This is a genomic window from Legionella sp. 39-23, from assembly GCF_001897665.1.
GTDB classification, from domain to species: Bacteria; Pseudomonadota; Gammaproteobacteria; order Legionellales; family Legionellaceae; genus Legionella; species Legionella steelei.
In genome coordinates, this window is sequence record NZ_MKTO01000043.1 from 23186 (window position 1) to 39110 (window position 15925).

A 15925-nucleotide genomic window follows, 5' to 3' on the forward strand; every position below is an offset into this window, starting at 1 on the left:
ACTACAACGCATCAAAAGTGGTTTGCAATACAAAATCATTCATCCACTTATCATAGACAACGATGTTAATCCCTCTGGAGTTGGGCGATTGTTCCTGATTGTTTATCTTGATAGAGGAGAAGTTTCCTGAGAAAAATCCGCTGCTTTCAATAAATACACGGTCAATTCCTTTCAGCGCTTTTTTCCAACTCAATTTGTCGGGACTTATCTGCTCATGGATGACCTTCCCACCATCCAATACCGCGATGTATGAATTGCCAAAATGACTCGCCATAAATACATCTGGTTTTAGTCCAAAACTTTGCCATGTATCGATTATATTCCGATCGACATCAATGTAGGGGCGTGTGGCGGAGTCTTTGACTGATAAGAGGACTATGTAATAGGGATTACCTTTTAGGATATTCAATAGAGAGATAAGATCTTTGGTTTTACGCATCCTATATTTTTGCTCTTGCTGTTTCAAATAGGAAACACTTTGCTCCCAATGGGCATATTTGGGGTCTTTACGTTTATCCGCAAAGGTATAGTATTTAGAAAGATAATCAGCAAGCAGAGCGGTCATCTGTTGTGCTTGCGGCACATTTAAATGATGTTGTCCTATCATTTGTGTGTTGAAGTCCATGAAAGGAATATTATATTTGCTGGCAATATCCATTATATAATTTACGTTTTTCTTCGCATTTAAATTAGTGGATGGGGCTTTATAAAGTACCAATTTTACATTATTTTTTTTGGCGTAGTTGATAATCCGTAGCAAATCCTTTTCGGAATCTGGGTCTAATTTCTCCCTGTCTGTCTGTAAGAGGTCATAATCTTTGGGCTCTTTTCCCTCTTCCCACCAGTCATCAGTCGCCTCACCATAGCCTTTATTGAAACTATAACCTCTATAAAACATATTATCTATTTTGGATTTAGATAAAAAACTCCAAGTGGAATGATATTTATTGATGGTAAATAGATAATCAAACCAATGACGCGGATTTGCCGCGTGGATGGCCGATAATTTATTGAATGAGAACTGCATATCGTTGAGATTGACATAGATCATTTCATCCGATATTTGTTTACGCGGATGGAACTCTCCTATTTCAAGAAGAATAAGAGCATTTGGGTGACGTTTAACCGCATCTTTCATATAGTAATAGCTTAATAAATACGGCTGTTGCTCCACACAAAAATCATAGGACGTCCAGCCATGATCTCGCCATAAAACTGCAGGGATAATCGCCGTATAACACTGACTTGAGCCAATTGAAATGATATCAAGGGTGTTTTTAGGCTCTTTATAAAAACCAGAAACGGTGTACAAGGACATATTGATTGGACGATAAACCCTTTTGTCTATAAATAGCTCACTGACAAAATAGAACAAAACCGCAGAGATACCAATAAAAATGAGCGACTTTTTTACGCTGATGGTCATTAGAATGCTCCGTATATGAACTTTTTAACGTCATAACCGGGGCCATACATGCCGAAAATCACCACACTAAATAGGGCCGTAAAATAGATAAACCACCTTGAAACAATATCCAGCTCGGCTATCTTTTCTCGCAGCGAGACTTTAAGCCTCATCGTATCTGCAGTAAACAGCACAATTGTTGCGCAAATAACAAGCGTCCAATCTTGTTTATTCATAAATTCAAGCAATTCTCCATCAAAGAAAATCCAAAAATTGTTGTCAAATGTTATGCTCTTGAACACATTCCCCGCATCAGCAAGAGTTTTGGTGCGGAAGAATACGAACCCGATACAGACAAAAATAAAGGTGCGCACAATTTGCATTGCTTTGAAAGAGAAGGCTTCGGTATTGATTTTTAGCTTTTCCACCGCTTTTTTTCGCCAAGGCATAGCCACATCGCCAAAAGTGATATAAAACCAATGCAAAAGCCCAGTGCCTATAATAAAGTTCCAGCTTGCCCCGTGCCAAAACCCAACCACAAACCATAATATGAATAAGGCAATGTAGGTGGAAATTTTATTCCCTGCCTTTTTGCCAAACCGTTCCTTGTTCCAAGAGGTCAACTTTTGGAGCCAATTCGATTTCATCACGGAATACAGGATATATTCTTTTAACCAAATACCGAGGGTAATATGCCACCTTTGCCAATATTCTTGAATTGAGCGACTGAAAAATGGGGCGCGAAAATTCTCGGTCATCTTGATACCAAACATTTCACCGGCACCAATCACAATATCCATACAGCCACTAAAATCTGCATAGAGTTGTATCGCAAAGGCTACAATGGCCAACACCATAATCCAGCCAACATTATACTGGGGGTCTGCAAACACTGGATCCACGAATAATGCGAGCCGGTCTGCGATAACGAGTTTCTTGAAAAGTCCCCATAAAATCCTTTGTATGCCGAAACAGTATCTTTGCCAGTCAAATTGATGATGCGCAAATAACTGTGATTGCAAGTCCTGGTGTTTATGAATGGGCCCTTGTAAAACGGTTGGGAAAAATGTAGCGAAGAGAAAAAATCTGCCATAGTTCCTTTCTGCTGGATACATCTCTCTTTTGATATCAATTAAATAACCTAAAGTTTGTAAGGTGTAGAACGAGATCCCGACGGGCATCAATATGTTATACCAAAGGTGATGGGTGTTAAGAAATGGATTGATGAGTTCCTGTATAAAAAAATTGAAATACTTAAAGTAGATTAGAAACCCCAGGTTGAGGGCCAATGTGCTATAAAACGCAAGAGACTTATGTTTTGTTCCTTCTATGGCCATTGCGCCAAAATATACGGACAAGGAAGTAAATAAGATAAACCAATTCAGTTTGTTTTGTCCTGAGCCAATATAAAAGACAATGTTGGCGAGTAGCAAGATTTTCCATTGCTGACGGGGGCGAACAAGGTAATACAAAATACTCGCAATACCCAGGAAACAAAAAAATCGAAATGTTGTAATACCCATTTACTTTCCCTGTTTTTCTATTATATCTACCATTTCTCCGACATTATGTAGAACCACTACCTCGCCCATTTTGAATTTGAAACCAAATTCGGCTTCTACGGCAACGATAAGGGTTATGTGATTCAGGCTATCCCATTCCTCTATATCGTTAGCGGTGGTTGCATCGCTTACAGATAGATTTTCATTGTCAAAAACATCACGAAAGGTTTTGTTCAAACGGTTATATATTGCAGCGCGTTCTAATGACATCTTATACTCCTTGTCTGCTACTAGGCTTTTGCCATTTTATGAATGGGTGTTTTTTAAGAAATAATTGTCAAGGCATGACTCAGTGTTAACTGCTGGCCATTGTAACAGTTTTGACGGTATTTGCATCTGTCTCTATCAGCTTGGATATTAAATTCGCATCGGAGTTTGGGGGTGATGTGATTGAAAATACGCGAATAAACTCACTATGGCACTTTAGCTTGTTGGTAATTAAATGATATGGTAGTGGCGGTGTTGCTAATTCGTGACACTATACTTTATTCAGCACTTATAACAAGGAGGTTCTCATGTATACCTTGTACTCATTTGGAACACCTAATGGTATTAAACCGACAATTATGCTCCATGAATTGTCGCAGCATTATACGATTAAGCTCATTGATATTTCCAAAGGCGAACAGTTTAATCCGGATTTTTTAAAAATTTCACCAAACAATAAAATTCCAGTTTTATATGATTCGCAAAAAGATTTTTATTTGTTTGAAAGTGTCGCAATCTTGCAATATCTTGCAGAAAAGCATCATAAATTTTTACCCGAATCATTGCAGGATAGGTACACGATTCTCCAATGGTGTTTTTTTCAAGCAGCGCATATAGGCCCTATGTTTGGTCAATTAGGATATTTTCATCGTGCAACTGAAAAAGTTCCCGCAGCGCTCAAACGTTATGCGGATGAATGTGATCGTTTGTTAGGCGTTATGGAAAAACAATTGACCCAGTTTTCTTATATTGGGGGCAACGAGTACACCATTGCTGATATGGCAATTTGGCCCTGGGTTTACTGCTTTCAAGTTTTTTATAAACAGACTATTGATGAGCAGCGTTTTGCGCATTTACTTGAATGGTATCAACGCATCGGTGAGCGTGCAGCCGTCAAAGCAGCTTTAGAGGCATACAATTTGACTTTGGCAGGTAGAAAAGAATAGGTTAGGGGACTCATACAAGAATGACTAGCTCAGGTGAGCTATGATGATGCTTTGGATCCCGCGAACAAGTCGCGGGACGTAGGCTCTCGTTGCATCGGGCTAGCTGTATTGCGGTGTTGCTGTGCGTTCTGCACCTGGCTTAGCGCCTGGTTCTTTCTGTGCATGCAATCCAATCCTATCCAATATCATGCTAACAGGATTCATTATTGGCTCCTGTGTTTGCGGTGTATCTACGCGGCCGTCTTGTAGCTTTGCTTGGCTCGGAGCTTGATCTGCAGAAGCTTGGCTGCTCATTGATTTGAGTGTGTCTATATGCCGCTCTTGTATCTTAAGAAGCTCTTGATAGCGGTCATTCGAACGCTCTAATTCTTTTTGTACTATTGCCAGTCTACGTTCTGCTTCACAGATGCGATCAGCGATTAAAAGAAAGCTCACTTCTTTATTCTTTATGAAAATATCTAGTTTTTCTTGAAACGCCTTGCGTTGTTCTTCATTGCCAATGGCATCGACCGATAGCTTGGTTATTGCCGTATGTAGGGAATCTATCATCGCTTTAGCGCGATCCAGATCCTGTCCCAGTTCATGCCGCACCTGTTTTACCTCACGAACTTTTTGCACTAACTCTTCTTGAGCGGTTCTATACCCTTCCGTAATACGATCTAACTTCTCTTGATTTTGCTGCATTAAATCGCTTTGTCGTTCCACTCCTTCTTTAAGTGCACCGGAAACTTCTACCAATCCATCTTTGGTTTCAGTTAACGTGTCATTAATTCTAGCCGTGGCCATGACTTGTTTGTCAATCGCATCAATTTTCTTACTTAACTCTTCAATGTATGCTTTGAATTTTGCATTTTCTTCAGTAAATTTTTTAATTTCAATGGCTAATTGTTGACGGATAATATCCAGCGCATTAATGGTTAGCTCAAGCAGGTCAGCTAGGCCTAAAATGCCTTTTTGCAAGCTTTCGACCGCACTGGTACTGCATTTGTGATGATCATCAAGAATGATGCCTCCTGCTGCATAAGTAAGCGCAGTAACCCCACAAATTGCTAAAAGGAAACCAATATGCGCAACAATGCCCAGGATTAAGGTAGGAACCGTTAATGCGACTCCCCCAATAATTTTTTGCCACAGTGGTAATTCACCCCAGTATTCTGCAGCTCGCGAGAACATACTTGGATTTTTTTCCAGACTTTTGACGGTCTCCTGCAGACTTTTTCTGATTTGCTCAAATATTTCTTTAGTGATGGTAATTTTTACGAGCTTATCTTGTTCTGTCTCGTTAACAACCTTTAATTTACTGCGTATTATTTGTTCCGGCGTGTCTTCGACTGTTGCTGGTGTTACTTCTTGTTCTGTATCGAGATCGATAGGTAGTGCGGCTTCTTCGTCTACGGTGTGTATTTCTGCTGACTCGCCTAGTCTAACTTCCTGTTCCGTATCGAGATCAATTAATAGTCGAACTGCATCTTCGTTGGTAGCCATATAAATTCCCTTTTGTTGAATAATCTTCCTGTCCCTACTATTTTTAACCAGAATAACTTAAGAAAACAAGAAAAATTTGTTTTCAAGAGGTAACGATAATTTGCGAGGGTGTAAATTATAGCTTGAATAAGCAAAAACAATTCATTTGTTTTTAGATAAGTTGGGCTTTAAAGCCCAACTTAAATAAGTCGATTTACATTGCTAAACGAGTAGATTCGGTGCTGTCATTAGAATGAGCACACTCAGCAATTTTAGCAACAGCAGTTGCACCGGTACGGCCAAGCAGATAGAACGCAGCCACAAAGGGAGACAAAGCGGTTGCGATAGCAGCAGCCATTGTAGTTAAAGCAGCAAATGTGGTAACAAGAGCTGCTTTGGCAGCAACATCAAGTGCATCTTTTGCAGATTGTCTTGAGTCTTCTTTGCCTGCGCGTAAGCTATTTAATCCATAACCTGCAGCAGCAAGCAAGCTGCCAACAGTAGTCAAGGCAGCGACTACAGCCGTCAGTGCGGCAGCGCCGGTAACAAGAGTCAACGCGACAGGTGCACTAAGTGGCGAGGTTGCAACAATTGCGACTTCTCTTTTAGTATCCAGTCCCAGTTCTTCTAATAATTGATTTTTTCCGCCAAATGGAGTGAAAAATCCAGGTACATTTTGTTTTACAAATGTATATCCTTGCTCCATCGCACCTTTAAGTTTTGCTCTTGATTGCGCTTTATTTTCAGGGGTTCCCATGCATAAGTCAAATATGCTGTCTCCATCAGACGGTGGATTGCTTGGCACGCTAGATGCTTTTGCGTAAGTAGTGTGGCGAGGCGAGTATGTGTCGTCAAGCCCTTTTTTGTGCTCAAGGTGCCTTTCTGACTCTCGATTGTAATCTGCAGCGCTGCTTTTTGGTTCTTGATGTAACTTTGTGTACGACATACTAAACCCCTCAAGTTTGATTAAAATCGGGTCATGCTATTTAAAAAAAGGATCCAAGTCAAGTTGAGTTTATTTTGTTTTTTGATTATTTTACTCACACTTGACACAAAAGATGATTTTTTATGACCTATAGTATTGGCCAACGCTGGATAAGTAACACTGAAACCCAACTCGGTTTGGGGATTATTATTGATTTGAATGGTAGGCAGGTTAGTTTAAGCTTCCCTGCGGCGGATGAGGAGCGCATTTACTCTATAGATAGTGCGCCACTGAGTCGCATTATCTACAAAGAAGGTGAAGAGGTAACTACCTCGAACCAACAGAAAATGCAGGTTACGCGAGTAGAAGAGCGTCAAGGCTTGTTTTTTTATACTGGCGTCGACGATGCGGGTAATGAGCGGCAAATCAGTGAGGTTTCCCTTGATTGTTTTATCAAATTAAACACGCCAGAACAAAGATTGTTCAGTGGGTTACTGGATAAGTTAAATACTTTTAAATTAAGAATAGATACCCTGAATCATGTCAGCAGATTACAGCAATCTCCGGTTAGGGGGTTATTGGGCTCGAGAACCAGCCATTTAAAACACCAGGTTTATATCGCCAATGAGGTCGCACAACGCTATGCCCCACGGGTTTTACTTGCCGATGAGGTTGGGTTGGGTAAGACCATTGAAGCCGGCATGGTTCTTCATTATCAGTTAAGCACAGGTCGTGCCAACCGAGTCTTGATTGTAGTGCCGCAAACGTTGATCCATCAATGGCTGGTCGAGATGATTCGCCGGTTTAATTTATATTTTTCGATCATTGATGCCGAGCGCTATGAACTTTCCTATGAGTTAGATGAAGAAGACGGAATACAGATAGGTACGACACAAGAGAATCTTTTTGAAAACGAGCAACTGGTTTTATGCAGTTTGGACTTTCTCATGGACAATGAAAAAGCCCGCCAGCAAGCGCTGAGTGCTCAGTGGGATTTGCTGGTGGTTGATGAGGCGCATCATTTACATTGGTCTGAGGAAGAAATGAGCCCCGAGTATGAATGCGTTGAGGAATTAGCCAAACACAGCAAAGGCGTATTGCTTTTGACTGCAACACCAGAGCAAGCCGGAATTGCCAGCCATTTTGCCCGTTTGCGACTACTTGATCCTGCTCGATTTTATGATCTTTCGACCTTCAAAAAAGAAGAAGAGGGGTATCAGCAAATCAATGTTTTGGTACAAGAGTTGATGGCTTATGAGGAACAGGCGTCGGCAGAAACCCTGGATGTGGCACTTAAGTCGCAATTAGCTGCTTATTTGGGCGACATAACGGGTTTACAGGTAGGTCAGGTCATTAGCAATTTGTTAGATAGGCATGGAACAGGGCGTGTCCTATTTCGCAATACGCGTGCGGCAATTCAAGGCTTCCCTGAGCGCCAGGTACATGCATATCCGTTAGAGTGCCCTGCGATTTATTCTTCATTGGATGCGCAAAAAGGTCAGCGCAAGCTGTATCCTGAACAACTGTTGGATAAAGAGATCTGGCTGGAAAATGACCCGCGGGTGAAGTGGCTTGCAAACACCATTAACGCATTACATCCTCAAAAAGTGCTGGTGATTTGTGCTAAGGCAAATACCGCGATTGCGTTGGAGCTGTATTTAAAAGTAAAAATGGGCCTGCGCAGTACGTCGTTTCATGAGGGCTTATCAATTATTGAACGTGACCGTGCCGCAGCTTATTTTGCAGAGCAAGAAAACGGCGCGCAGACGCTTATTTGTTCTGAAATAGGCAGCGAAGGGCGAAACTTTCAGTTTGCACATCACCTGGTTTTGTTTGATTTACCTTTAAGTCCAGATTTATTAGAGCAACGCATAGGTCGGCTTGATAGGATTGGCCAACGACACACTATTGAAATCCATGTCCCTTATCTGCTGAATACGGTGCAGGAGAAATTATTTCGTTGGTATCACGAAGGAATTAACTTATTTACCCACAGCTGCTCTGTGGGTTTTACTCTTTATGAAGAATTTGAAGAGCAGTTATTACCTCTTCTTGATACAGTAGGTACACAACCACACGAGCTGGAACAACTGATTGCAGCAACAAAAGCGCGCGCAGAACAAATCAATCAAGCACTGCACGAAGGTCGTGATCGCTTGCTGGAGTTAAACTCCTGTAATACATCACAAGCAGAGGCATTGATTGCAGCGATTGAGGCCGAAGAAAATTGTTTGGAGTTAGAAAATTATATGGCGCAGGTATTTCAGGAGTATGGTATCGATCATGAATACCATTCTGAACATACGGAAATAGTGCGTCCCGGCGATCATATGAAAACAAGTCATTTCCCAGGATTAAAAGAAGACGGGGTGACAGTGACTTATTCTCGCGCTAAAGCGCTTGTGCGTGAAGATGTCGAGTTCCTAAGCTGGGAGCATCCCATGGTCAGCGAATGTATGGAAATGACGCTGGATTCCGAGTTGGGTAATGCAACTTTGGCCACTATCTCTATAAAAAGTATTCAACCTGGAACGTTGTTTTTGGAGTCCTTCTTTACAGCAAATTGTGCGGCGCCTAAAAAACTGCAATTGGATCGCTTTTTACCGCTTACACCAATTCGTGTCCTCATGGATATATCGGGAAAAAATCTTTCCAAGATATTGGATTACAAACAATTAAATCAAATGTGTGAACCCGTTAAACGCCATTTGGGTTATCCAATTATTCAGCAGATCCAAACCGATCTTGAAACCATTTTGACACAAAGCAAAAAAGTAGCAGAAGCACAACTGCAGGAAATCATAAAACAGGCTACAGTGCAGATGCAACAAAGCATTAGCCATGAAATCAATCGGCTGGAAGCATTAAAAAGGCTTAACCCCTCAATACGTGAGGATGAAATTGCTTATTATAAAAAACAGCTCGGTGAAAGTGCGGAATACATGCAGAGTACTGCTTTAAAATTACAGGCACTGCGCGTAGTTATTAATAAAATTTAGGCGCATGTATTTGTAGGTTTCAGTGCAACTGCTACCCACTCATGTAGCGGACAAAAATAACTCAATAAATGTAGGCTGGGCTGCTAAGCCCAGCATGTAACCATGCCGATGTGCGATAAGTTACTTGTTTTGTTGAGCGCTCAGTAATGGTGTTCATAATGGATATTTTGAAGAATAAGAATTAACTCAGTAAGTGCTGGGCTTAACAGCCCAGCCTACGTTTTTTTCGTCAATGAATTACCTAACACTTACAATTTCTGCCAAAGCGGTCGCCTCCTAAACTGGTTGTGCTTGCAGACCTTCGTAAGCTTCTTTCAATACCGATAATTTATTGCGTGTATCTGTATGAAAAAAACCAAAGTGTTCTGCAATGAATTTAGGGAAAGAGTCTCGATGCTTATCAATGAATGAGCTGTTTTCTGGATCATTTAATTCAGCCTGAATTTTTTGTGTAAATGCAGCAACCTGCTGTGTACGTGCTTGTGGTGGCAGCATTAAAAATTCAAGCGTAGTTTGATATAAGGAATGCACTAAATTATAAATATTATCGGCTTTGTCCTGGCGTTCAGCATCTGCTGGTTTTTCTTGTAGCATGGCGATGGATTTTACTTTCAACATGCTTAAGGCATAGCTAATTTTTTGATATTTTATTAGGTTCAAATCGGTTGGCTGCTCTTTATGGATAGTATCTATCTGTTTCCTTATTTGCTGAGCGAGATCATATAAAGTGCGTTCCTTTTGTTTGATAGCCAAAGCGTCATCTTCAGGTATTACTTCATGTAATAATGGTGCAATTGGTACCGAAGCTTTGCCTTGTTGGTCTGCACTCTTTTGTTCAGACGCCTTGACTGGTTGTAGCAGCTGGGCGATGGATTGAGGAAGCGCATACATTTTTTCGAAAAATTGAGCGACCGTGAGCATTTCATAAACCGCAGTCTTTGTTGCCGCTTCAGCTGGTTGGGCATGGTGATTTTTATAATCTTTAACTTGCGTACCCAGTTTTAACAGCATGTGTTCTACTGACTCGAGAACGGTGTCAATTTCTTTAGGGAATAGTCCTTCATTTGCAAGGCGCATGGTGTTTTTGTTGGCTTTAGAGATGGCAACAAATGCCTCTTTGACTTGTTTTAGATCGCCCTCAACTACCTTACATAAATTGTCGAGCACGGTAAAAATTTCAGTAAAATGTTGGGGGTCATTAATATAAATTGCCCCCAATTGCTCTATGCTGTGCAACAAGTGAGAGCAAAACGCTTGTAGGGAAATTATCGCATGAATCAAGTGGGCAAAATTTGCCATAATGACAGCTCGATCAAGTAACTCCTGATCTTCTTTAACGACAACAAATTCAGGTTTTTTTTCAGGACCTACTCTTTTGGTGTTAATAAAATTGCGTGAATTACTAAATACCTGTGCTATTGCTTTTAGCTCGTTGGCGAGCGTTTCTTTATCTTTGGCTGCTTTTTTTCTTTGTTGCAGAATGGATTTTGCCCAGTCAGTAAACGCAAAAAGATCAGCAGGTGCCATTATTCTTTTTTCTCGCAACATGGCACAAGGTCTTAATGATTTTAAATAGTATGCTGATAAGCCGGTGATCCAGTTTTTAAAAACGGATTCAGGTAAATTGATTTCATGATGTCTGCTGAGTATCGCCCCCAATACTTCAGATTTAATGTATTCTCTACGGACTATATTATTTTCCAGCTCATCAATAGCTGCGGTATCTGCTAAATCCTTTTTCTTTTCGGGTATAACCATTTTGACAAGGAGGCGTAACAAGCGATTACTGTCATCGAGACAGGTCTCTCTAAGCTCAGTGACCAATTCACGCAATGAAAGCGATTCTTTATGTCGGTCTAAGTGTTGTTTGGCATCCAATAAGTATGTATACACTGGTTGCAAACGTTTAAAGTGCTGGCTATTTTCTCTACCTTCTTTAGATGCATAATCATCAATAAAATCGGTGAGTGCGCCAAGATAAGCCGAATCAAAATCATACCCTTCGAAGCTTAAACATCTGTTTTGTAAGATGTTAAGTAAATAAGAAAGAACACCGGCCGTAGTATCATTATGATTGTCTCGGCTTAAATAATATTCTTTTAATTTTAAGATGGCATGCAGAATCGATTGTCTGTATGACGATAATTCAGGGGGTACTTGTGGGAGTTTTCTGCCTATTTCCTTGATTTCATCTATTGTATAGTGCAGGGAGTCTACTGATTTGGGATCATTTTCATGGGTGAATTTGAAAATGGGTGGGAAGCCTTGCACGACGCCATAACCAGGTATCTCAATTTTTTCCAAAAATCGTTTGCAACGTCGATTGATGTCTTCAATTTCTTCTCGATGCTTTTTTTCTTCATAGTGCTCCCATTTTTTGTGAGCAATTACGGCTACTGTTCCTGCACCCACGATCCCTAGGAGAACTAAACTTGCAATGGCATCCGGTTGTGACAAGCTAAGAGCACTGATACTGCTTAATCCATTTAATGCGCTGGTTACGGCCATAATTTTATCTCCATGTAAAATTTTAAGGCGCGCTATCTTAAAAGGTAGGTAGATAGAAAAAGCAATCTATAAAATTAAAAGACAGCTTGTATCTTATATGCAATTTGCACGCCAAGGAGTTTTTTTGGTAGTTGGAATGTGTAGAATGAATAGGATATGACTTTAATGGAGTCCTTTCTGAGACATTACCTTATGGAATATTATTTAGTTCTGTATCTCTTGATTTTATTTTTAGTCTCAGCTTTTGTTCATCATTTTTATAAAAAAAGCACCGGTTGCCAGGCAGTTGCCGGCAATATTGTGATGGCTATAGGAATTGTCTTGTTTGATGTCTTGCCTCAATTCCACTTTGTAACCCCTTTATTGAGACAGCTCATTATCATGGAGTTGTTGATTATTGGATTTTATTTGCTGTGCTTTTTTGTTAACTGTTCGATAGAAGGACGCTTTAATCTGTTTACTGCAAGCGCAATCAATCAATTCGGTATGGGTACTTGGGTAGCCGGCTCTTCAATTTTGGCGGTTTTATTTTTACAAGAATTTCCCTCCTGGCATATAGTGATTTGGACGTGTGCAAATTGCGCACTACTCATTTGGCCAATTTATATCATTATTTCTTTAAGGAATTTACAGCGTATTTTTTTAAAAAAAATAAAGCTGCATACAGGGAGTATTTTGCTCCTCACCGTCAGTACTCAAGCACTCGCATTACTGATGCATCTATTGTTTGCACCGACAATCCCCATTTTAATAAGCCAAGGATTAATCATTTTGGGTTATTTATTCTATATCATTGGCGGCATCATTATTGGGAAGTATTTGCTTACATGTACAAAGAAACGTTTGTTTTTAGGTTGGGATAACAGCAATAGTATCCTTCATGGCGCGCTGTCCATCTCAGGCTTGGCAAGTACGGTGACGCAGGCTCTTAGTGATAAGGTAATTCTTAATACATGGATTCTTGCAACAAGTCTATTATTTCTTGTTGAAGGGATGAGTTTAATCAAAATGTATCATCGCATAAAAATTGCGGGTTTTCTTCACGGTATTTTTGTTTATAATCTTTCACAATGGACGCGAATTTTTACTTTGGGGATGTATTATTCATTTTCTTTTGCTTTATACAAACACAATATAGACAGCAATTTTATAATAAATGCTGTGATAATGTATGGAAAATATATTGTATTAATAATTTTGTTGTTTGAGGTATTTCTTTTTTTACAGGATAAGTTAAGTAATTTAAATGGCGCCATAAAAATTACAGCAACTTAATGATTTTTGAATTGTGTAGTACAAAAGGATAAGTCTACTCATGAATCAGCAAATTAAAAAAATTGCAATAGACCTGTTGCATTCAGCCGGAATTATGCCCAACGGGAATGAAGCTTGGGATATTCAAGTGAATAACGAAGAGTTTTACTCGCGTATTTTTAATGAGGGCTCTCTAGCACTAGGTGAGACTTATATGGATGGCTGGTGGGATTGTAAAAGTCTCGACCAATTCTTTGCGCGTATTCTGCGAGCGCAACTGGATCAGAAGGTGAAAGCCGATAAATGGTTATGGCCAAAATTAATTTGGCTGAAGTTGATTAACCATCAATCTAAAAAACGTGCTCTTGAAGTAGGTAGAACGCACTATGATTTAGGCAATGAATTATTTAAATCCATGTTAGACAGTCGTATGAATTACACCTGTGGCTACTGGAAAAATGCCAATGATCTCGATACGGCACAATTGAATAAATTGGAATTAAGCTGCCAGAAGTTAAAATTTGAAGCAGGGATGCGCGTATTGGATATAGGCTGTGGATTTGGCGCTTTTGCTAAATATGCTGTGGAAAACTATGGTGTCAATGTTGTAGGAGTCACCATATCTAAAGAACAGTATGAGTATGCAAAACAAAATTGTGCTGGCTTGCCAATTGAAATTCGTTTACAGGACTATCGAGATATTCATGAGCAGTTCGATCGTGTGGTTTCTTTAGGCATGTTTGAACATGTAGGTTATCGAAATTATCGAGTGTATATGCAAAAAGTGCGTGAATGTCTTAAAGACGATGGTTTGTTTTTGTTGCATACAATTGGTGGAAATCAAACGACCAAAACAGTTGACCCCTGGATTAACAAATATATATTCCCTAATGGTATGATTCCGTCTATGGAGCAAATCAGCACCGCTTCTAACGGATTATTTATTATGGAAAACTGGGCGAACTTTGGTGCTTATTATGACAAGACGTTAATGGCGTGGCATGAGCGTTTTGAAGAAAATTGGGACCATTTAAAAGAACAATATGACCAACGTTTTTATCGTATGTGGCGCTATTATTTATTAGCCTGTGCGGGCTCTTTTCGTGCTCGCTCGAACCAGTTATGGCAAATTGTTTTTTCCAAAGAAGGTATCTTGGGCGGGTATCAAGAGCCTTTATTTACAGGTATTAAAAAAAGGGAGCCTGGAAATAAAAAAACAGTAAGGAATCTTGAACTGTCATAAAAAAGACGCTTAATCAATATCATTGTAGCCTGGGTGCAAGGAAGTGAAACCCAGGTTTCGGTCTTGCGGACCGTCACCCAGGCTGTTCTTAAGTTGATGCCAGGATACCATGCAGTATCCCTCAAACAGCAATTAGTGCTTCTTGGCAAATACCATACGTAAATGACTATTGATGGTTTCGATTGCACTACGACATGCTGGAGTATCAATGAGATCATTGAGCATAACGAAATCGTGAATTGTACCGTGATGACGAATTCCGGTGACGGGAACACCTGCGGCATTAAGCTTGTGCTCATACGCCTCACCTTCATCGCGTAATACGTCACACTCACCATTAATGACTAATGCGGGTGGCAATCCTCTGAGTTGATCTACTGACGCTTGCAAAGGACATGCAGTGATTTCTTTTCTTTTTGCTTTATCAGGTAGATAATTATCCCAAAACCATTCCATGGCTTTCTTCGTTAACCAGGGACCTTCAGCAAATTCTTTGTATGAAGCGTTTTCAAAATTGGCATCAGTTACTGGATAAATAAGTACTTGATAATCAATTTTAGGGCCTCCACGCTCTTTAGCAAGAAGGGTCATGACCGCGGCCATGTTACCACCAACACTATCGCCAGCAACTGCTAAACGAGAAGTATCGAGGTTGAATTCTTTGCCATGCTCTGCAATATATTTCAATGCCGAATAATCTTCTTCAATTTGTGTTGGGTATTGCGCTTCTGGAGCTAAAGAATAATTAACAAACACGATGGCAGCGTGAGCGCCTACGGCAAGTTCGCGCACAAGACGTCCGTGAGTTTGCCAATCACCAAAAACCCAGCCTGCACCATGATAGAACATGACCACGGGTAACTTTTCTTTGGATCCTTTAGGGCGAACGATGCGAATGTCTACTTTACCTTTGGCATGTTGAATTGCACGATCTTCAATATCTACCTCGGGTTTTTCTTTTGTGGCAGGCAATTCTTGTAATTTATCAAAAATGGCTCTTCCTTCTTTAACCGGAAGATCATAAATTGGTTTACCACCAGCTTTCTTGATTTTTTCAACGAAAGCCCAGGTTTTGGGGTCTATACGTTTACTTAGATCCATTTTTTCTGTCCTCATGGTTGAAGTTTAAACACTATTTCATTTTTTCTTTCTATGAATAATATGAAGCCAAGCCGTCACTTTTGTTAACAGGACAAAATAAGTATAGACAATTTGGAGATTTTTGTTCTTTTTAATAAAAAAACTAAAAAATGAACGAGTTAGCGATTTTGGTTCAGAAAGAAAAAAAGGATTGAGAACGTCATCCCCGTATATGTAGACAATTTGTGACACCGTAGGCTGGGCTCCTGTATAGCCGGGGACATCCCTGACACTGTTCGGGGACATCCTTGACACATGAGTTGAGAAAAAA

12 protein-coding genes are annotated in these 15925 nt (G+C 40.1%); 4 read left to right on the forward strand and 8 right to left on the reverse strand.

What is annotated here, in order from left to right; genetic code table 11:
* Position 1: 1 nt before the first annotated feature.
* From BGO44_RS16855 to BGO44_RS16865, 3 genes are read right to left on the reverse strand one after another with little or no spacing between them, the layout of a single operon-like run.
* Entirely contained in the window at positions 2 to 1426 is a 1425-nt protein-coding gene (locus BGO44_RS16855; protein ID WP_273201391.1) for a hypothetical protein, read from the reverse strand.
* Positions 1426 to 2928, reverse strand: a complete 1503-nt coding sequence (locus BGO44_RS16860; RefSeq protein WP_273201392.1) for an MBOAT family O-acyltransferase — start codon at positions 2926 to 2928, stop codon at positions 1426 to 1428. The genes BGO44_RS16855 and BGO44_RS16860 overlap by 1 nt, the downstream gene beginning before the upstream one ends.
* Positions 2929 to 3177 carry an acyl carrier protein gene (locus BGO44_RS16865; protein WP_273201393.1) on the reverse strand — a complete coding sequence of 83 codons (249 nt, stop codon included), beginning with the start codon at positions 3175 to 3177 and terminating at the stop codon, positions 2929 to 2931.
* Positions 3178 to 3482: 305 nt separating this feature from the next.
* On the opposite strand from BGO44_RS16865, the gene BGO44_RS16870 reads away from it, so the two are divergent.
* Positions 3483 to 4121: a glutathione S-transferase family protein gene (locus tag BGO44_RS16870; protein WP_273201394.1), complete on the forward strand. Its 639-nt coding sequence runs from the start codon at positions 3483 to 3485 to the stop codon at positions 4119 to 4121.
* 99 nt (positions 4122 to 4220) lie between these two features.
* On the opposite strand, the gene BGO44_RS16875 is transcribed toward BGO44_RS16870, so the two are convergent.
* Entirely contained in the window at positions 4221 to 5606 is a 1386-nt protein-coding gene (locus tag BGO44_RS16875; RefSeq protein ID WP_273201395.1) for a LegC2/C7 family Dot/Icm T4SS effector, read from the reverse strand.
* A 193-nt stretch (positions 5607 to 5799) separates the two neighbouring features.
* Positions 5800 to 6531: a hypothetical protein gene (locus BGO44_RS16880; RefSeq protein WP_273201396.1), complete on the reverse strand. Its 732-nt coding sequence runs from the start codon at positions 6529 to 6531 to the stop codon at positions 5800 to 5802.
* Between the two features lie 122 nt (positions 6532 to 6653).
* Between BGO44_RS16880 and rapA the strand changes: the two genes are divergently transcribed.
* Positions 6654 to 9509 (forward strand): RNA polymerase-associated protein RapA, encoded by a 2856-nt coding sequence (gene rapA / locus BGO44_RS16885; RefSeq protein ID WP_273201397.1) that lies wholly within the window; start codon positions 6654 to 6656, stop codon positions 9507 to 9509.
* Between the two features lie 276 nt (positions 9510 to 9785).
* Here rapA and BGO44_RS16890 read toward each other — a convergent pair whose 3' ends face one another.
* Positions 9786 to 12017, reverse strand: coding sequence for a hypothetical protein (locus BGO44_RS16890; protein ID WP_273201398.1), 2232 nt, complete (start codon positions 12015 to 12017; stop codon positions 9786 to 9788).
* A gap of 156 nt (positions 12018 to 12173) precedes the next feature.
* Between BGO44_RS16890 and BGO44_RS16895 the strand changes: the two genes are divergently transcribed.
* Together BGO44_RS16895 and cfa are read left to right on the forward strand one after the other, a co-directional pair.
* Positions 12174 to 13292, forward strand: coding sequence for a TDT family transporter (locus BGO44_RS16895; RefSeq protein ID WP_273201399.1), 1119 nt, complete (start codon positions 12174 to 12176; stop codon positions 13290 to 13292).
* 40 nt (positions 13293 to 13332) lie between these two features.
* A complete protein-coding gene (cfa, locus tag BGO44_RS16900; protein ID WP_058511358.1) occupies positions 13333 to 14514 on the forward strand; it encodes a cyclopropane fatty acyl phospholipid synthase in 1182 nt (393 codons plus the stop codon).
* Positions 14515 to 14646: 132 nt separating this feature from the next.
* Here the strand turns inward: cfa and BGO44_RS16905 are convergent, their stop codons facing one another.
* Positions 14647 to 15615, reverse strand: coding sequence for an alpha/beta hydrolase (locus BGO44_RS16905; protein ID WP_273201401.1), 969 nt, complete (start codon positions 15613 to 15615; stop codon positions 14647 to 14649).
* A 36-nt stretch (positions 15616 to 15651) separates the two neighbouring features.
* Positions 15652 to 15925, reverse strand: a 274-nt coding sequence (locus BGO44_RS16910) for a hypothetical protein (protein WP_286823441.1), incomplete at its 5' end; no start/stop codon positions are given.

Bases quoted from the DNA above. Each gene is read 5' to 3' on its own strand.
- BGO44_RS16890 (WP_273201398.1), bottom strand. From the start codon at position 12,017: ATGGCCGTAACCAGCGCATTAAATGGATTAAGCAGTATCAGTGCTCTT.
- cfa (WP_058511358.1), top strand. From the start codon at position 13,333: ATGAATCAGCAAATTAAAAAAATTGCAATAGACCTGTTGCATTCAGCC.
- BGO44_RS16870 (WP_273201394.1), top strand. From the start codon at position 3,483: ATGTATACCTTGTACTCATTTGGAACACCTAATGGTATTAAACCGACA.
- rapA (WP_273201397.1), top strand. From the start codon at position 6,654: ATGACCTATAGTATTGGCCAACGCTGGATAAGTAACACTGAAACCCAA.
- BGO44_RS16880 (WP_273201396.1), bottom strand. From the start codon at position 6,531: ATGTCGTACACAAAGTTACATCAAGAACCAAAAAGCAGCGCTGCAGAT.
- BGO44_RS16875 (WP_273201395.1), bottom strand. From the start codon at position 5,606: ATGGCTACCAACGAAGATGCAGTTCGACTATTAATTGATCTCGATACG.
- BGO44_RS16905 (WP_273201401.1), bottom strand. From the start codon at position 15,615: ATGGATCTAAGTAAACGTATAGACCCCAAAACCTGGGCTTTCGTTGAA.
- BGO44_RS16860 (WP_273201392.1), bottom strand. From the start codon at position 2,928: ATGGGTATTACAACATTTCGATTTTTTTGTTTCCTGGGTATTGCGAGT.
- BGO44_RS16895 (WP_273201399.1), top strand. From the start codon at position 12,174: ATGACTTTAATGGAGTCCTTTCTGAGACATTACCTTATGGAATATTAT.
- BGO44_RS16855 (WP_273201391.1), bottom strand. From the start codon at position 1,426: ATGACCATCAGCGTAAAAAAGTCGCTCATTTTTATTGGTATCTCTGCG.
- BGO44_RS16865 (WP_273201393.1), bottom strand. From the start codon at position 3,177: ATGTCATTAGAACGCGCTGCAATATATAACCGTTTGAACAAAACCTTT.